The 15,404-nt window shown below is 60.7% G+C and carries 22 protein-coding genes; 12 read left to right on the top strand and 10 right to left on the bottom strand.

Annotated features, from left to right (window positions below):
* The first annotated feature begins 14 nt into the window (after positions 1-14).
* The 6 genes from KBY83_RS11780 (at position 15) to KBY83_RS11755 (ending at position 3,550) form a co-directional block, all read left to right on the top strand.
* Positions 15-719: a pirin-like bicupin family protein gene (locus KBY83_RS11780; RefSeq protein ID WP_255019680.1), complete on the top strand. Its 705-nt coding sequence runs from the start codon at positions 15-17 to the stop codon at positions 717-719.
* 188 nt (positions 720-907) lie between these two features.
* Complete coding sequence (locus KBY83_RS11775) at positions 908-1,816, top strand: cation diffusion facilitator family transporter (protein WP_255019679.1); 909 nt, start codon at positions 908-910, stop codon at positions 1,814-1,816.
* Between the two features lie 142 nt (positions 1,817-1,958).
* Positions 1,959-2,450, top strand: coding sequence for a thermonuclease family protein (locus KBY83_RS11770; RefSeq protein ID WP_255019678.1), 492 nt, complete (start codon positions 1,959-1,961; stop codon positions 2,448-2,450).
* 12 nt (positions 2,451-2,462) lie between these two features.
* Positions 2,463-2,558, top strand: coding sequence for an excalibur calcium-binding domain-containing protein (locus KBY83_RS11765; RefSeq protein ID WP_255019689.1), 96 nt, complete (start codon positions 2,463-2,465; stop codon positions 2,556-2,558).
* Positions 2,559-2,714: 156 nt separating this feature from the next.
* A complete protein-coding gene (locus KBY83_RS11760; RefSeq protein WP_106502579.1) occupies positions 2,715-3,077 on the top strand; it encodes an AbrB family transcriptional regulator in 363 nt (120 codons plus the stop codon).
* Positions 3,078-3,169: 92 nt separating this feature from the next.
* Positions 3,170-3,550 (top strand): LexA family transcriptional regulator, encoded by a 381-nt coding sequence (locus tag KBY83_RS11755; RefSeq protein WP_255019677.1) that lies wholly within the window; start codon positions 3,170-3,172, stop codon positions 3,548-3,550.
* Between the two features lie 6 nt (positions 3,551-3,556).
* Here the strand turns inward: KBY83_RS11755 and KBY83_RS11750 are convergent, their stop codons facing one another.
* Together KBY83_RS11750 and KBY83_RS11745 are read right to left on the bottom strand one after the other, a co-directional pair.
* A complete protein-coding gene (locus tag KBY83_RS11750) occupies positions 3,557-4,885 on the bottom strand; it encodes a hemolysin family protein (RefSeq protein ID WP_255019676.1) in 1,329 nt (442 codons plus the stop codon).
* A gap of 254 nt (positions 4,886-5,139) precedes the next feature.
* Positions 5,140-6,747 carry an FAD-dependent oxidoreductase gene (locus tag KBY83_RS11745; protein WP_255019675.1) on the bottom strand — a complete coding sequence of 536 codons (1,608 nt, stop codon included), beginning with the start codon at positions 6,745-6,747 and terminating at the stop codon, positions 5,140-5,142.
* A 124-nt stretch (positions 6,748-6,871) separates the two neighbouring features.
* Between KBY83_RS11745 and KBY83_RS11740 the strand changes: the two genes are divergently transcribed.
* A complete protein-coding gene (locus KBY83_RS11740; protein WP_254937275.1) occupies positions 6,872-7,276 on the top strand; it encodes a YccF domain-containing protein in 405 nt (134 codons plus the stop codon).
* A 39-nt stretch (positions 7,277-7,315) separates the two neighbouring features.
* Positions 7,316-7,543 carry a hypothetical protein gene (locus tag KBY83_RS11735; protein WP_255019674.1) on the top strand — a complete coding sequence of 76 codons (228 nt, stop codon included), beginning with the start codon at positions 7,316-7,318 and terminating at the stop codon, positions 7,541-7,543.
* Between the two features lie 56 nt (positions 7,544-7,599).
* Here KBY83_RS11735 and KBY83_RS11730 read toward each other — a convergent pair whose 3' ends face one another.
* From KBY83_RS11730 to KBY83_RS11700, 7 genes are all read right to left on the bottom strand, one after another.
* Positions 7,600-7,824: a high light inducible protein gene (locus KBY83_RS11730; RefSeq protein WP_255019673.1), complete on the bottom strand. Its 225-nt coding sequence runs from the start codon at positions 7,822-7,824 to the stop codon at positions 7,600-7,602.
* Between the two features lie 81 nt (positions 7,825-7,905).
* Positions 7,906-8,049, bottom strand: a complete 144-nt coding sequence (locus KBY83_RS11725; RefSeq protein ID WP_106502518.1) for a chlorophyll a/b-binding protein — start codon at positions 8,047-8,049, stop codon at positions 7,906-7,908.
* A 67-nt stretch (positions 8,050-8,116) separates the two neighbouring features.
* On the bottom strand, positions 8,117-8,368 hold the full coding sequence (locus KBY83_RS11720) for a hypothetical protein (RefSeq protein ID WP_254942714.1): 252 nt from the start codon (positions 8,366-8,368) through the stop codon (positions 8,117-8,119).
* A 17-nt stretch (positions 8,369-8,385) separates the two neighbouring features.
* Positions 8,386-8,592 carry a hypothetical protein gene (locus KBY83_RS11715; RefSeq protein ID WP_255019672.1) on the bottom strand — a complete coding sequence of 69 codons (207 nt, stop codon included), beginning with the start codon at positions 8,590-8,592 and terminating at the stop codon, positions 8,386-8,388.
* A 138-nt stretch (positions 8,593-8,730) separates the two neighbouring features.
* Positions 8,731-9,159: a tellurite resistance TerB family protein gene (locus KBY83_RS11710; protein ID WP_255019671.1), complete on the bottom strand. Its 429-nt coding sequence runs from the start codon at positions 9,157-9,159 to the stop codon at positions 8,731-8,733.
* 162 nt (positions 9,160-9,321) lie between these two features.
* Positions 9,322-11,241, bottom strand: coding sequence for an NAD-binding protein (locus KBY83_RS11705; RefSeq protein WP_255019670.1), 1,920 nt, complete (start codon positions 11,239-11,241; stop codon positions 9,322-9,324).
* Between the two features lie 18 nt (positions 11,242-11,259).
* Positions 11,260-11,544: a 2Fe-2S iron-sulfur cluster-binding protein gene (locus tag KBY83_RS11700; protein ID WP_255019669.1), complete on the bottom strand. Its 285-nt coding sequence runs from the start codon at positions 11,542-11,544 to the stop codon at positions 11,260-11,262.
* 284 nt (positions 11,545-11,828) lie between these two features.
* Between KBY83_RS11700 and KBY83_RS11695 the strand changes: the two genes are divergently transcribed.
* From KBY83_RS11695 to KBY83_RS11685, 3 genes are all read left to right on the top strand, one after another.
* Complete coding sequence (locus KBY83_RS11695; RefSeq protein ID WP_255019668.1) at positions 11,829-13,910, top strand: 4Fe-4S binding protein; 2,082 nt, start codon at positions 11,829-11,831, stop codon at positions 13,908-13,910.
* A gap of 163 nt (positions 13,911-14,073) precedes the next feature.
* Positions 14,074-14,256 carry a hypothetical protein gene (locus tag KBY83_RS11690; protein ID WP_315858972.1) on the top strand — a complete coding sequence of 61 codons (183 nt, stop codon included), beginning with the start codon at positions 14,074-14,076 and terminating at the stop codon, positions 14,254-14,256.
* 9 nt (positions 14,257-14,265) lie between these two features.
* Entirely contained in the window at positions 14,266-14,688 is a 423-nt protein-coding gene (locus KBY83_RS11685; RefSeq protein WP_255019666.1) for an NUDIX hydrolase, read from the top strand.
* 39 nt (positions 14,689-14,727) lie between these two features.
* Here the strand turns inward: KBY83_RS11685 and KBY83_RS11680 are convergent, their stop codons facing one another.
* Positions 14,728-14,922 (bottom strand): hypothetical protein, encoded by a 195-nt coding sequence (locus KBY83_RS11680; protein ID WP_255019665.1) that lies wholly within the window; start codon positions 14,920-14,922, stop codon positions 14,728-14,730.
* Positions 14,923-15,068: 146 nt separating this feature from the next.
* Here KBY83_RS11680 and KBY83_RS11675 point away from each other — a divergent pair, with 146 nt between their 5' ends.
* Positions 15,069-15,395, top strand: coding sequence for a hypothetical protein (locus KBY83_RS11675; RefSeq protein ID WP_255019664.1), 327 nt, complete (start codon positions 15,069-15,071; stop codon positions 15,393-15,395).
* Positions 15,396-15,404: the final 9 nt, after the last annotated feature.

Genomic DNA, 15,404 nt, shown 5'->3' with positions numbered 1-15,404 from the left:
CATATTTCCCAACCATGACCACCTCTTCAGGCCTGGTATTTCGCCCGGCATCCGGGCGTTTCCACAGCCAGCTCGACTGGCTCGACAGCTGGCACAGCTTTTCCTATTCCAGCCATTACGACCCAGCCTGGATGGGCTATGGGCCGCTGCGGGTGATCAACGACGACACGATCGCCGCCGGCACAGGCTTCGGCATGCACCCCCACCGCGACATGGAGATCGTGACCGTGATGGTGGAGGGCCAGCTCAACCATTGCGACTCGATGGGCCACGCCGAGGTGCTGCGCGCCGGCGAGGTGCAGCGCATGAGCGCAGGCACCGGTGTGGTGCACAGCGAGATCAACCAGGGCGATAAGCCCTGCCGGCTGCTGCAGATCTGGATCGTGCCCAGTAGCACCGGCATCGCCCCGGCCTACGAGCAGAAACCCTTCGCCATCGGTCCCGGCTGGACCCCTCTGCTGGATCCCGAGCAGGCCGATGGCGCCATGGCGATCCACCGGCCGGTGCGCCTCTGGCGGGCTCAGCCCGGTACAGGCGAGTCGCTCAGCCTGGCCCTTGGCACAGGCCGCCAGGGCTGGATCCAGCTGATTGATGGGGCCGGGGAGGCCAATGGCCATCCCCTGCAGCAGGGTGATGGTCTGGGCTACGACGCCGGCAAGCTGGAGGCCTTAACTGCAGGGTCAGGTGGAGCAGACCTGCTGCTCTTTGAATTGTGTTGAACGTCATCTGGGGGGAGCTTTATGAGGGCTGGGCGCCGGAGGTGGCCTGCCTTATTGCCTTGGCCTGTTAGCGCTCGAGTAGGCCAAAGGCTGATCAAATCGGAATCCGCCTTCCGTCGCCGCCACGACAAGCAGTCTGGTCCGCCATCACCAACACTGGCTTAGCTGAGAAAGCACTTCCCGCGCCCATGGTCTTCGCCTCGCCTCGCGCCTACATGCTGCTGTCGACGGCAGCAGCGGTCGCGACGATCGTGCTGAAAACGCTGGCCTGGCGCCTGACCGGGTCGGTGGGCCTGCTCTCCGATGCCATGGAGTCGGGCGTGAACCTGGTCGCAGCCATTGGCGCAATCTGGGCGCTCACCCTCGCGGCCAAACCTGCCGATCGCAGCCACCCCTACGGCCACTTCAAGGCCGAATACTTCTCCAGCGGCCTGGAAAGTGTGCTGATCGTGGTGGCAGCCTTCGCCATCATGCATACCGCCATCGGCCGCTTGCAGCAGCCCCAACCGCTGGAGCAGCTGGGCATCGGCCTGGTCATTTCCCTGCTGGCAACCGCGCTGAATGGTCTGGTGGCCTGGGTGCTGTTGAAAGCCTCGCGGCGCTTTGATTCGATCACCCTGCGCGCCGATGCCCACCATCTGCTCACCGACGTCTGGACCTCCCTCGGTGTGGTTCTGGGCATCGGCCTGGTGAAGCTCACCGGCCTGACGATTCTCGACCCCCTGATTGCGATCGCCGTGGCGCTGAACATCGTCGTCACCGGCTGGAAGCTGTTTCACGAAACCGCCTCCGGCCTGCTGGATCGCTCCCTGTCCGATCCCGAGCAACAGGTTCTCGAAGATCTGCTGGCCAGCTGTGAAACAGACGAGATCCAATTCCATGCGCTGCGCACCCGCGTGGCTGGTTCCCGTCGCTTCGTGTCGTTCCACGTGCTCGTGCCTGGTCGATGGAGCGTGCAAGCAGGCCACGACCTCTGTGAGCAGTTGGAGCAAAAGGTGGCGGCCACCTTGAACCGCACCCATGTGTTCACTCATCTCGAGCCGATCGAAGATCCGAAAGCCTGGGAAGATCAAGGCTTCCGCTGGGAGCAGGGCTAAGGCACCGCAAGCAAAGCTCTGAAGAAGAGACCGCTGAGCACGTAGATCGTCATGCCGGTGGCTGCAGGCCCCCGAAGCGGTAGTTGAAGCGCAGCGGCCATGCATAAGCCCCATGGAAAGGATGCCCGTGCAAACTCCAGCGATGGCAAGCAAGGTATTGCTGGTTGTGGCGGCGTTGACGGCTCTTGCCTGGCCGGCTGGTGTTGCTGGTCAGGGCGTTACGGCCATGGTGCTCTCCATTGGCGATGGCGACACCATCCGCGTCCGACAGGCCGGCAAAGCCCTGACAGTGAGGCTGGCCTGCATTGACGCCCCGGAAATGGCACAAGGCACGTATGGCCAGCAGGCCCGCAGCTACCTGCAGCAGCGGCTCCCTGTCGGACGGGAGATCGGGCTCGAGGTCAAAACCACCGATCGCTATGGCCGCTCGGTGGCGGAGGTGATCTCAGAGATCAACATCAACCTGGCGATGGTGGAAGACGGCCAAGCCTTCGCCTACCGCCAGTACCTCAGTGGGTGTAACGCCCAGGAGTATCTGGACGCCGAATACCGTGCCAGCCGGCGCCGATATGGGGTCTGGCAGGTAAAGGGCGGCATCACCCGACCCTGGGACTTCCGCCGCGGACGCCGCTAGCGCTGCAGCGAGATCAGCTCCTATGCCAAAGCCCAGGAGCGGCGGCGCCAGGGGCTCAGCTATCTCGATGGCAATGGCGATGGAGAAGCCTGCGAATCCCTGCGCTGACAATCACCTTTTGCAATACCGCGCACCTTTGGCAATATCGCGAAGCTGCGCTAAAGGTTGCCACTGAAACCAGTAGAAGCAAAAGCTTGGCTATTGATTTAGTGAATTGACACAGCATGTGGGCTTGTTATATTCTGGGCACAACGCAAGTATCAAATGATTACCGGTTCAGAACTGCTCGCCAAGGTCAAGGAGCTGGGCGATGTCTCCAAGTCAGATCTCGTGCGTGAGTGCGGCTATGTGAGCACCAAGAAAGACGGCGGCGAGCGCCTCAACTTCACCGCTTTCTATGAGGCCCTACTCAGCGCTAAGGGGGTAAACCTTGGTGCCGATACCGCCGGCCGTGGCAAGGGTGGCCGCAGCCTCAGCTTCGTGACCAAGATCCAGTTCAACGGCAATCTCATGGTGGGCAAGGCCTACACCGCCCTGCTCGACCTCAAGCCAGGCGATGAGTTCGAGATCAAGCTGGGTCGTAAGCAGATCAAGCTCATCCCTTTGGGCAGCACAGAAGAGGAGTGAGCCGCGCCTCCGCTGCCTCGATGCGGATGGCGCTGCCGCGGGCCAGCTCACCTCACCAGGAGTAGAACGGCCGTACTGCTGCCGCTGGCTTGATGTTGGCCGACCTGCCCATTGGCGAGCCTGTGCCCTTCTGCCCGGGCTCGTTGGGTGAGGGCTTGGATCTCCAGGCCGCCCTGATTCCCAACCCGGTTTGCACCTTCTACATGCGGGCCAGCGGCAATGGCATGCGCCAGCACGGGATCAACGACGGCGACCTGATGGTGATTGACCGCAGTGTGGAACCCTGCTCCGGCAATGTCGTCGTCGTTGCTCACCAGGGCAGCTTCTTGATGCGGCCGCTGCTGCGGCAGGGAGAGCAGTGGTTGCTTGAGCCGGTGCGGCCAGGAGAAGTAGCAATTCCTTTGGATCTGGAGGTCTTTGATCGCTCAGGGCTATTTGGCGTGGTGGTGCATGCGGTGCATCACCTGAAGTGAGCAGCCCTATGGAGAAGGGGAAATCACCCTGCCGGTATCCGTATCCCTGTTGATGGGCGAGACCAGCAGCTTGTCGACCCGCTTGCCATCCATATCCACCACCTCGAAGCGGTAGCCCTGCCACTCGAAATGGTCGGCTTCGCGGGGGATGCGCTCGAGCACATGCATCACAAACCCGGCCAGGGTGTGATAACGGCCCTTCTGATCAATGCGGAAGATGTCCTGGTCGATCAGCTCAGCAAAAGCGTCGAGATCCAGGCCGCCGTCGACAAGCAACGATCCGTCTTCGCGGGTCACCACCATGGGTCCGTCTTTATCTTCAACCGAGGGCAGGTCGCCAACGATGCCCTCCATTAGGTCATTGAGAGTGACAAGACCCTCGATCCCGCCGAACTCATCGGTGACCAGGGCGATGTGAATACCAGTGCGCTTGAATTGCTCGAGGACCGATAGAGCCCGGGTGCTTTCGGCCATGAACAGTGGCGGCTGCATCAGTTCTTCGAGGTTGATCGACTGGCCGGTGATCTTTGCTGACAACAGGTTGCGGACCCGCACCACCCCCAAGCAGTCATCGAGGGTGCCCCTGGCCACCGGGAAACGGGAATGGGTGCTCTCGAGGATTTCCTGCAGGCTCGTTTCCAGCGACTCCTCGACATTCAGCCAGCAGATGTCAGTGCGAGGGGTCATCAACGTCTTAATGGTGCGATCACCAAGGCGCAGCACGCGCTGAACCATGTCGTGCTCGACCTCTTCGAACACGCCCGAATCAGCACCCTGACGAATCATCGCCTTGATCTCGTCCTCGGTGATGTCAGGTTCGCTGGTGGTGGAAACCCCCAGCAGCTTCATCAAAGCTTCGGTCGAATTGCTGAGCAGATGAACAACCGGACCGCTAACCCGTGACAGCCAGCGCATGCTGGGTGCCATGGCGCAGGCCAGACGCTCGGGACTGGCCAGGGCCAGGCGCTTGGGCACCAGCTCGCCGATTACCACAGATAGGTAGGTGATCACGGCCACCACCAGCGCAAAGCTCAGCCCTTCGCTGTAAGGCGCCAGCACAGGCAGGCGTTCCAGCAGGGAATAGAGCTGGCGAGTAACGGTGGCACCACCGACCGCACCGGTGAGGATGCCGATCAGGGTGATGCCGATCTGAACCGTGGACAGGAACTGATTCGGAGACTCGGCCAGTCTCAGCGCCACCCGGGCTGAGCGGTCTCCCTTCTCTGAGAGTTGTTCCAGCCGATAACGGCGTGCCGAAATGATTGCGATTTCAGCGCCGGAGAACAGACCGTTGGCCACGATCAACAGCAGGATGATCAGGATGTCCTGCGCCAAGAAGGGGATAGGTCCGGAAGATTCCCCAAATTAAGACTGCTACCAGGTTGGATGCCAGCAATGCAACACCACCCCAAGCCAGGCCTTGAGGCCCAGCGGCTGTGGTCCTGCCCGGGGGCCTCATGCCGGCTTTTCTTCTTTTCGGCTGAAATTCAGGGTTAGCCGTGGTGGACTGCAGATGAGAGCACGTGCCCGATCGGTCCGCTCTGTAACGAGGGGGTGGGCTAGCAGCGTCGCAGTATGTCCAGCACTCGTTAGGAGTTGAACCACGGCAGTTTCAGACCAAGGGCTTCGATTGGATCCATCACGAGCTTGTTGAGAGCACGGCCTAGAACGACTTGTGGCTCGTCTGCCCGAATAGGGAGAACGGGATGGAAGTGATCAACACCGTTGACAATCTTGCGTCTGATCAAGGAGTTCCCTGCCTCCAGCCCGCACACATAGGCTCGTTCCTGACACAGACCCTTGGCTCCATGTTCTTTGTCGCCCATCCGCACCCAGTCGCCAGCGCAGACGATCGACTGCACTGAGCTTTCCAAAGGTGGCCGTTTTCTGAAACTGCCCGGAGAAAAGAGCGACACCGAGCCTGGATAGCGCCGCACCTCGGAATCAACCACCCTGGCATTGGTGAATTCGGGATGAGCGATGGGGAGCAGGTCACGCGTAAGCAGGTCGATGATCTCTTGATCACTCATCGCTGCGATAGCCGATGCGTTGTAAAAGTCGCTGGCGACCACCGAGCCCTGGGGCTGCCCATCACCCCAGAGAGCCTGTTGCGCATCCATATGCAACTGATCCAGCATGAAAAAAGTGCCCCCTGAGCCCTCCAGTGATTTGAAGCGGGAAAACACGTTGGCTGGGTAAGCGATTGGAACATAACGATCCAGCCAAAGACGTGCTGAAACAACATCGATGGAGCCAAGCGAAGCAGCGCTAACAAGCTCTGGTGCTGCCTTGCTGAGTTCTGGAGATTGAGCCATCAGAGACTTGAGCCCTTTTGCACCAACCGCCAAGACCACAGCATCCACGTCGTCAATCACCTGAACTGTTTTGGTTGCCATGTTCTGAAGCTCAACCGAGCTGATGCGCTGCGAGTCAGACGACACATTCACCCGTCTCACCAACGTTCCACCAAGGACCTGCAGATGATGGCGGGAGATCAGCCTTCTACTCAGGGGTGCAAACAAATGTTCAGCGATACTTTTCGACTTGATCCAACAGACATCAAATGAGTCTTGGTGGGCCAGGGCGTAGTAATAAAGGAGCTCCATGGTGACCGCGGCCGAAAGCTCTTCGGGCGGCTTGAACAAGCCAACCAGCAAGGTGGGGCGCAAGAACTCATTGATGAGCCGATCGCTGATGCCAAGCTTGACAAAGAGTGATTGCGCATCGAGATCGTCGTACTGCTGGAAAATCTTATCGCTGCGATAAAGGTCCAGCATCGTATAGAGTAGCCCTGCAATACTGAGCCTGTCTTGAATGGGTAGTCGCGTGAAGTTAGTGATTGTTGCCACCATCTGGCCAAGCGGACTTGGCCATTGGGGTGCCTCACCAAAGACAGGCGCTGTTGCTTCTAACCCTTCTGGCGACCAGAAGGCACTGGTTGTGAAGTCAGTGAAGATATCTCTAGCGCCGAGTTGATCTGTGAGTGCATTGATATTGGGATAGTCTTTCCAAAAACCTCTGGTGCCTGCCTCGAAAGGTTTGCCGCTGTTGGTGGTGATTGGTTGAGTGCCTGTTGGATCGGACATCCCATCAATCAAGGTGACACGAATACTCGCTTCACAGAGTGCCTTGGCTGCGCCCCAACCAGCCCATCCAGCTCCGATGACGACTACATGGGATGGTCTTCCGTCAGGCATGGCTGCTACAAACGTCGGCTCAGCTTTTGCAAGTTACTCAAACAGTGATGGAAGGAGGAGATCACCCATCACGGCTGCGCTCGCGTCTCCCTTTTGCCAGGCTGGGAGCACCGCGGAAGATCTGATGCTGCGCTTTCTGCTCAACGTTCTCTGGTTCGTGCTCGGCGGGGTGGTGATGGGCCTGGGCTGGTGGCTGGCCGGTCTTGTGGCGGCGATCACGATCGTCGGCCTTCCCTGGGCCCGGGCCTGCTTTGTGATCGGCAACTACTCCTTCTGGCCGTTTGGAAATGAGGCCGTGAGCAGGCGTGAGCTCACCGGACGGATGGATTTCGGCACCGGACCGCTCGGGCTGATCGGCAACGTGATCTGGTTTCTGGTGGCGGGCTGGTGGCTAGCTATCGGCCACCTCACCTCTGCAGTGGCCTGCTTCGTGACGATCATCGGCATTCCCTTCGGGATCCAGCACATCAAGCTGGCGCTGATCGCACTGGCCCCGGTCGGCATGCAGGTGGTGCCGGTGCGCCGCTAGATGCCACCCCAGCGCCTGCCCGGGGGCAGAGTGGGGCCAATGCCAATTCCTTTCCGGCCCAGCCCCCGCGAGACCACAGAAGCGATGGTACGCAATATCGCTCGCGAGCTGGCCGAGATCGAGCAGGCCATCAGCCATTGCAGGGGCGATCGGGTAGCTGAACCCCGATTGACGGGCACGTGGCTGGCCCACCTGCTGATCAGCAGCAGGGAGCTACTCCAGAACCTGCTGATCGAGTCGGCCCGCAGGCCGCCCTCCGGCACCTAGACCCTGCCCAGCACCCAGGTTACGGAAAGCCAATGGCGTACAAGCCGAGCAGGGGCTCAGAAGCAGAAGGGTAGGAACTGGGTGCGGCAGGCGGCGTAGCCATCCACTAGGGCGCCGAGGCCGATTTGGTGAGCGATGCCAAAGCCGGTGAGGCCTTCCACCACGATGCCGAGCATGGCGGCGCGGCCGTTAAACAATTCAGCTCGCTTGAGCTGCTCCATGAGGTTCAGCTGTTCAGCGCTGGTATCGAGCAGCTTGTCGTTGGCGGGGGTGTTGGTCATGGTGATCTCCTGGGTGGTGTGAAACGAAACGGAAGCCCTGGCGTCAGTCGGCGATATTTGGCTGAAGCACTAGGGCACTGATCAACCGAGCCCGATCTGGGAAAGGATGCCCTGGCCGGTGAGTAGCTCGGTGCCCAGGCCGATCACGAAGCCGAGCATGGCCAGACGGCCGTTCCAGGTTTCGGCGAAGGCGACAAAACCAAAGCGGGGAGTGGGTTCAGTCATGCGTGTTTCAGTTTGTTACAGTCATTGTAACAGCATGTGAAGGTGGTTGGCGCGGCGCCGTTCAGCCTTACTTCTGATCAAGCTGAGCGAATCGCCGTTCACTAATGATCTTCGCCAATTCCAGGAAATAGCCGGCGGTGCACCACTTGCCATGGTTGCGGTCGCGATTGACCACATCAGTCCTGAGCTCGGCAGCCTCTGCCATTACTAGATCTAGCTCACCTTGAGGCAACTCATAAAGCTCTTGAAGCTCAACCGAGCGATCAAGCAGGTGACTCTTAAACCACTTTGGATTAAGTTCTTGAGGGGGGATATCCATATGAGATTGATTATGATTTAGAATTCACATTCTACAGCATTATCCTCTTCTTGCCATTCGTCCATAAAGTCCTCGAAGCTTGAGTGGAAGCCAGGGTTGTTTAGATAAATGTCCACAAGATCATCCAAGGCCACGAATTCAGGGATAAACGCACCAGGCTTTTGCTTGTAGTCATGCAAGATTTCTTCCTTATTCACTTTACTAAAATCCCAATTACCCAGCATAGGCTCAACTGGCAGATCTGAGGCTGGCTCTGCCAGGAAAATTGACGCCTCTCTATTTCGATCACCAAGCTGTACACGATTCGGTGCTGGTCCAGTTTTCGATGTCGGCTGACAGTGAAAGGCGGTTGGATTCTGGGCTTAAGTCGACTGGTTATTGACGAAATCGCGGTTCAGCAGATGGCAGACCTCAAAGATCTGCTCGGCACGGTCTGTGGTGAACTGCAGTTGCTGCGCCAGGGCCGCCAGGAACTGTTGCTCCTGAGGAGCCACGATCCGATCGCAGTGGATCAGCTGGCAGGCCAGGGCGAAGGCCATCTCCTGCTGCTCCGGACTGAGCAGCGGGGCCGCGCTGGCGATCAGCCCCTGCCACGAATCCTCCCGGAAGCGCTTGAGCAGACCCGAGATCAACAGCGCGAAGGCGTAGGGCTCCATCTCCTGGTAGGCCGTACGTCCCAGCAGCTGCTCCCGGATCACGCGGGCTTCGTCCTTGCCGAAGGTCTGGTCGCAGCACACCGCCGCCAGGGGGATGGCGGCAAAGGCGTCAAGCGTGGTCATCGGGAGGGTCATGGCGGGCGGCAGTGAACGCACTTCTCCAGCCTGCCGGCAGTCTGCAAGGGACTCGTTAAGGCTTGTTCAAGCTCAGGCCACGCGAACGCTCCCGTTCACCCAGCGGGCCCGTCGTAGTCTTCGCATCATCCGATTCTCAACTCGGATTCTCAACTCGGATTCTTATCCGCTGGCCCGGCCCAAGCCACCGTCTTGGATCAGGGTGCATTCCACTCCCTGCCGCCGGAGATCTTCCACCAGCAGATCACAGATTTCCCGATCCACCGGAGGAGTGAGATGCTTCTCTCCATCAAGGAGGTGGACCACCTCCCCTGGGAGGCAACCGATCCAGCGAGCCAAGCTTTGCTGCGCCTGAAAGCGACGCTCTGGCGAGTGCGCCCCCTGAAATTGGATCTGCAGACGGTAGCGGGGGGGCACTGGAAGATCCAATTCGATACTACGCAGGCTGGCCGCCGTCGCCAGCACCACCAACTGGTCTCCGGCGGCCAGCACCAGGTCTGGCGGCGGCAAAAGAATGGGCTCGCGATAGCGGGACCGGCGCAGAGAAACGCCTGTCACGCCATAGCCATTCTCCAGCCTGGAGATATTCAGACCGCAAAGATTGTTCTGCTCCTGAAGGCGGTAGCGCACGATCAGTAGGTGGGTGCCCTGCAGTTGCAAGACTCCCTCCACCCTCTCCCCAAAGGCGGCCGCCACCACCGCATCGGCGACGAGGTCGACGGTGGAAATCACCGCCAGCCCTCCCAGCAGTTCCCCCAGGGGTTCGGCGGCCCCAAAGTCATGGGCCAGCACCGCGACACCAGCCTCGGGCCAGCGTTTTTGCAGCGCCATGGCGGCTTCTAGATTGGCCAGCAAATCGGTGGTGAGCAGGCCTACGGCGGCAACAGGACGACCCTCAAGCGCCTGGAGCGCCTCCTCCAGTTGTCCGAATTGAACGATTCCCTTGTCCTGGGAGCCATCGCTGCCCCCCGGCTCGACCCTCACCACCAGCTGCTGGTGACGCCGCAGCCGCTGGGCGATGCGCTGGGCCAGCGCCGATCCCTCCACTAACAGCACCGGCGCCGGGCCCCGCCGGGGCAGCCGGATCCGTTCCACACCCAGGCGCTCCCGCAGCAAACGTTCCAGGATCACGGCCACCAGGGCCGAGATCAGCAGCGTGCCAACTAGGGAATAGAGCAGGGTGCCAACGATCAGCCAACCGCTGACCTCCCCTATCCCGGTGATGTCGGAGAGGAGGAGGTTCACCGGATCGACGTACTCCCCTTTGAGCAAGCCGAGGGTGACAAACACTCCCTGCTTCCATCCCCCCACTTGTGAGAAGGTCTGCACGCCGACCAGCACCAATAGCATCAGCAGAGCGAAGCCCCACCGCTGGAGCCGTGTCCGCGCCTGCAGCCAGGCGCGCAGCTTTTGAATTTTGCTCCGCAGCCAGGCCTGGACGCGATGGCGGCGGTTTTGGCCAGGGGCCAGCGGGCCCTGGTTGATGAGCGGTGACCGGGCTGTTAACCATACCGGCGGGGATCCGGAGGATGACCCGGGAAGCCGGACCTGCTTCTGTTGGCGAAGGTCCTCACCAGGACCCTCCACTACCTGAATGATCTGGCCATCTACCTCCACTCTCGCCCGCATCGATGCAGGTCTTAGGGCGGTGCTGATCGCATCAGCACAGAGAAGGTTGGGATCGACCACCGCTACCCCGGGCAGGCGATGCTCCAGCAGGGCGCCGAGATCGGCGCGACGGTTGGTGGAACGCACCACGATCTCTGCGGTGGGATTAAGGAGCCGTACCTGGAGGGCAGCCTCAAAGTTGATCGTGCTGTCGGAACTCAGAAGCAGAACAGCACTGGCTCGCTCGGCACCGGCTTGGCGCAACACGTGGGCCAGGCGCATGTCTCCAAGGGTGAGCGTTGCCGCCAGACGGGATTCCAGCTCGGGATCTCTCCAGCTGGGCTGCCTCAGATCGACGCCGTGGAGGGGCAGACCAAAGGCCAGGAGGCGCTGAAGACAGGCCTGCCCCAGGGCGCCAAGTCCACAGACCAGGACGGGGGCAGGGCTCAGGCGATCGGCGGGATGGGCACTCAACGTCCGGGGGCGCCGGGTTCAGAGATCATCTTCCACACCGGTGGTGATGGTGCAGTCGCTGGTGGGGTAGCTCACGCAAAGCAGGGCAAAACCCGAGGCGATTTGATCATCGTCGAGGAAGCTTTGATCAGATTGGTCGACACCACCGCTCACAACTTTGCCGGCGCAGGTGCTACAAGCACCGGCCCTACAGGAGTAGGGGAGGTCAATGCCCTGCTCCTCAGCAGCATCAAGGATGTAGGTGTCAGAAGCACAGGTAAAAGACTTGCCGTCTTCAGTTGTGATGGTGTAGGTGTCAGCCATGGATCCGAACGTTGATTGACTAAATCAATCCAAGGCGAAACCCCAAAAAGGGTCGGTAGGGCAGGACACATGGACCCTGGATCAGAGCAAAACGGCTTCTTTTGCGGCACTCCGCCAGCAGGCCCTGGCGATCACCTGTCTTAAGACCACCGCGGACAGCTAGTTGTGTTTTCTCACCAGGTCATTCAGCGATCAGCCGCCGCTGGTGGTATTGCTGAAGCGGAACTGGCTGCCCCAAGAGCAACCGGACATCCCTGGCCCCCGCCGCCAAGCCCACCTTCTCGATGACCTCCCCAACCCAGGAGCTAGACGCACCGGCCCTGCGACGCCTGGCTCCCTACCTGGTGGGATCCACCCGGCGTGGGGTGGTTGGGGGAAGTCGCTACGCCGTCAAGCTCCGGGCGGCCTTGGCCCAGGCGGCTCAAGATCCTGCGCGGCTGCCTGTGCTGATCAGTGGCGAGCCTGGGCTGGAGAAGGACAACCTGGCTGCGCTCGTTCATTTCGGCTCGGGCGACCGGCGCCATGTATTGATTCGCGTTGACACCAGCCTGCTGCGCGCCGATGGCGGCGATTTGTTTCACGGTTCCCCAAGCCAAGGGCCGCCGTTGCTGGAGTGCCTCTGTCAGGGGTGCGTGCTGCTGGATCGCTTCGATGCCGCCCCTCCCGAGCTGCGAGCCCTACTGATCGAGCTGGCGCGAACGGGCCAATGGCCTGGCTGCAGCGAACCATTTCAAGGCCGGTTGCTGTTCACCGCCGAATCCAGCGTGCCGGAACTGGAAGGTCTGTGCGACCAAATCCGGGTGCCTCCCCTACGGGTGCGCCGCCAAGACCTGGGGGATTGGATCCGTTATTCCCTGCGGCGCCGTGCCCGCCAATTGGGCTGGCCCAAGCCACCCCAGGTGCCCGCCAACGTAGTGAAGCGTCTCCAAAGCCACGACTTCCCCAACAACCTGCGGGAACTGGATGTGGTGATCAACCGGGCACTGCTTCAGGCCAAGGCGTCAGCCGTTCATGGTGAGCTGCCCGACCTCTTGCCGGAAGATGTGTTTTGGCTACTGAGCCGGCCCACCAGCCTGCGCTTCGACATCTGGCGCTGGAAGCCTCGGCTGAGGGAGTGGATGCGAGCCCCTTTGCTCTGGAATGGCCTGTTGTTTGGCTTGGTGAGCTGGCTGTTTGTGCTGGTGAATGGGGCCCTGTGGCTTGGACCCCAGGATCGGGCCCACAACGGTGCATTGAATCTGTTTTGGGCCTGGTGGTGGCCAGTGATTCTTGTCACCTTCCCGCTGGTGGGGCGGCTGTGGTGCTCCTTTTGCCCGTTCATGGTGTGGGGCGAAATCAGCCAGAAGCTCGCCCGTTTACTGGGCTGGCAGCCGCGCCGTTGGCCCCGGGGCGACACCGACCGCTGGGCCGCACCGGTGTTGGCCGCTGGCTTTGGCGCCATCTTGCTGTGGGAGGAGCTGGCCAATCTTGAAGACACGGCCTGGTTGAGCAGTTGTCTGCTGCTCGTGATTACGGGCGGGGCGGTGGTGTGCTCGCTGTTGTTTGAAAAGCGCTTCTGGTGTCGCTATTTGTGCCCAGTGGGGGGCATGAATGGCCTGATGGCGAAGTTATCGGTGCTGGAGCTGCGGGCCGAGGCGGGCACCTGCAGCGGCAGTTGCAGCAGTTATGCCTGCTTCAAAGGCGGACCAGCGGAAGGTGAAGGCCTGGCCACGGGAGGCTGCCCCCTGGGCACCCATCCAGCCCACCTGGAAGACAATCGCAATTGCGTGCTTTGCCTCACCTGCGTTCAAGCCTGTCCGCACCGCTCTGTGAAATTGCGCCTGCGCCCGCCCGCGGCCGACCTGCAAAAGGGCATGGCTGTCCCCTTTGGCGAACGTCTCTTGCTCTTGGTGCTGCTGGGCGGTGTGGCTTTGCATCACTGGCAGGGCTGGCTGGGTTGGTTGCCATGGGCCCCTGAATCCCTACAAGCAGGTCCCCTGCTGCCCAGGTTTGGGGTGGGTTTGATTGCGCTGCTGCTGCCTGTTTTGGTGGCCGGCTGGTGGCCGAAACCCTTGCTCTATGGGCTCTTGCCGCTGGTGTGGGCCCTGATGTTGTCTCGCTATTTGCCCTTGGGAATGGTCGAGGCCGGCCAGCTGCTGCCGGTGAGTGCCTTCCCCTGGCAAGGAGCCGCGGCTGCCCTCTGGCCAAGCTGGAGTGCCGATCAGCATGTGGTGGCCTTCTGCCAGAGCGCGGTGATTGCGGTGGGTCTGCTTTGGAGTTTGGTGATCCTGCGGCGGCTGCTCACAAGTCCCCGCTTGCTGGGGCTGGGATCAACCCTTGCCATCGCCCTTGCCCTGGGGGGACGTTGGCTCACGGGCATGGCCTAAAGCAACTCCTTCCATTGGGAGGAAGCACTCCCGTTGAAATGCCGCAAATGAAGCCACCGCTGCGGGATCAGTCCGCCAGCATGGGTACACCCGAGATCGACATGTGTGCTTGAATCCCTTTTTGCCATTCAGCACGGCCAAGGTTCTGGCCCTGAAGGCCACTGTGCTGCTGCTGCTCACCCTGCTGATCAAGGCGAGGGTGCAGATCGTGGGCGGGTCGGCCATTGGAATCTTCCTTTTGCTGCTGCAGACCTTTGTTTTCCTCGCCATCAGCGGTGGCTTGGTGCTGGCAGCCGGCGGGGCCGCGCTCATCGCCAAGCAGCAGCGCCGGTCGGCTTCTGCCTGAGGCCGATCCATGGCCGTTGAAGTCGCCCTGGCGATGCTGCATCGGGATGGTCGCTGGCTGATGCAGCTGCGCGACGAGATCCCCGACATCGTTGCGCCCGGCTGCTGGGGGCTCTTTGGCGGACACCTCGACCCCGGCGAAACGCCAGAGCAGGCCCTGCGGCGGGAGCTGCTGGAGGAGATCAGCTGGCAGCCCCCGGCGGTGGAGCTGGTGATGGTGCATCACATCCACCGCCGAACGGCCCATGTGTTTCAGGCCGAGCTATCGGTGCCGCTGGAGCAGCTGCAGCTTCTGGAGGGCCAGGACTTGGGTCTGATAAGCCCAGAAGAACTGCTGTCTGGATCGATCTGGAGCGCCAAGCTCAGCAGCCATCGCCCCCTCGCCGATGGACTATTGGAGGTGATGCAGCACGTGCTCACCAAGCTGGTCTGAGCACAACAAATCCCGGAGCGATGAACGTCGGGGCACGAATCAGTCCTCGGTCTCCGGGCTGAGGGGCGGCAGCCGCCGCTCCACCTGCAGAAACACCAGCCAGGCAACGCCTGCACTGATGCCAGCGGTCCAGTCGCTACGCAGCAACTCCACGATCGACACGGTGCTGGCGCCGATGCGCAGGCCCCGCAACAGAAAGCGGCCTAGCTTTTCAAGACGAGGAGCTTGGCTCATTGTTATCACCGGCTCTTGACTCAGTAACAGCCGGATAAATACCACCCCAGCCGATCACTGGCTTACCACATCGGCAGTAAGGCAAGGCCCCTCCTCAACGACCCAGCTCTGCTGGAGCAGGATGATGGTTGAATTTTCCGCAGCCCATGAGTGTTGGTCTACAGGGACTGCTGACAATCGTTGCCATTGTTGCTGTATCTCCCTTCGTAGCTCGACTTTTTGGAGGCCGGCTTCCAACAGTCGCGCTATTGATGTTGGGGGGGATTGCTGTAGGGCCTTCTGGCCTGGCCTTGGTGCAGCAGGATCCAGCGATTGATCTTTTCGCGAAGATAGGTCTTGGATTGATCTTCGCCTTAAGGGTACCTCGAAATTTACGAGATTTGCCAGCCTCTGATCACCATAAAAAAATGCCTTTCGGCATCGTCGCAGCAGATCATAAGTGCTCAAGCAATGCAATATTGTCGGCAAATTGATTCGTACTG

The organism is Cyanobium sp. WKJ7-Wakatipu (assembly GCF_024345355.1).
GTDB classification, from domain to species: domain Bacteria; phylum Cyanobacteriota; class Cyanobacteriia; order PCC-6307; family Cyanobiaceae; genus Cyanobium_A; species Cyanobium_A usitatum.
This window is presented reverse-complemented; position numbering and strand designations above follow the sequence as displayed.

Coding starts and splice junctions, on each gene's coding strand:
- KBY83_RS11780 (WP_255019680.1), top strand. CDS start 15: ATGACCACCTCTTCAGGCCTGGTATTTCGCCCGGCATCCGGGCGTTTC.
- KBY83_RS11775 (WP_255019679.1), top strand. CDS start 908: ATGGTCTTCGCCTCGCCTCGCGCCTACATGCTGCTGTCGACGGCAGCA.
- KBY83_RS11770 (WP_255019678.1), top strand. CDS start 1,959: ATGGCAAGCAAGGTATTGCTGGTTGTGGCGGCGTTGACGGCTCTTGCC.
- KBY83_RS11760 (WP_106502579.1), top strand. CDS start 2,715: ATGATTACCGGTTCAGAACTGCTCGCCAAGGTCAAGGAGCTGGGCGAT.
- KBY83_RS11755 (WP_255019677.1), top strand. CDS start 3,170: ATGTTGGCCGACCTGCCCATTGGCGAGCCTGTGCCCTTCTGCCCGGGC.
- KBY83_RS11745 (WP_255019675.1), bottom strand. CDS start 6,747: ATGCCTGACGGAAGACCATCCCATGTAGTCGTCATCGGAGCTGGATGG.
- KBY83_RS11740 (WP_254937275.1), top strand. CDS start 6,872: ATGCTGCGCTTTCTGCTCAACGTTCTCTGGTTCGTGCTCGGCGGGGTG.
- KBY83_RS11735 (WP_255019674.1), top strand. CDS start 7,316: ATGCCAATTCCTTTCCGGCCCAGCCCCCGCGAGACCACAGAAGCGATG.
- KBY83_RS11730 (WP_255019673.1), bottom strand. CDS start 7,824: ATGACCAACACCCCCGCCAACGACAAGCTGCTCGATACCAGCGCTGAA.
- KBY83_RS11725 (WP_106502518.1), bottom strand. CDS start 8,049: ATGACTGAACCCACTCCCCGCTTTGGTTTTGTCGCCTTCGCCGAAACC.
- KBY83_RS11720 (WP_254942714.1), bottom strand. CDS start 8,368: ATGGATATCCCCCCTCAAGAACTTAATCCAAAGTGGTTTAAGAGTCAC.
- KBY83_RS11715 (WP_255019672.1), bottom strand. CDS start 8,592: ATGCTGGGTAATTGGGATTTTAGTAAAGTGAATAAGGAAGAAATCTTG.
- KBY83_RS11710 (WP_255019671.1), bottom strand. CDS start 9,159: ATGACCCTCCCGATGACCACGCTTGACGCCTTTGCCGCCATCCCCCTG.
- KBY83_RS11700 (WP_255019669.1), bottom strand. CDS start 11,544: ATGGCTGACACCTACACCATCACAACTGAAGACGGCAAGTCTTTTACC.
- KBY83_RS11695 (WP_255019668.1), top strand. CDS start 11,829: ATGACCTCCCCAACCCAGGAGCTAGACGCACCGGCCCTGCGACGCCTG.
- KBY83_RS11685 (WP_255019666.1), top strand. CDS start 14,266: ATGGCCGTTGAAGTCGCCCTGGCGATGCTGCATCGGGATGGTCGCTGG.
- KBY83_RS11680 (WP_255019665.1), bottom strand. CDS start 14,922: ATGAGCCAAGCTCCTCGTCTTGAAAAGCTAGGCCGCTTTCTGTTGCGG.
- KBY83_RS11675 (WP_255019664.1), top strand. CDS start 15,069: ATGAGTGTTGGTCTACAGGGACTGCTGACAATCGTTGCCATTGTTGCT.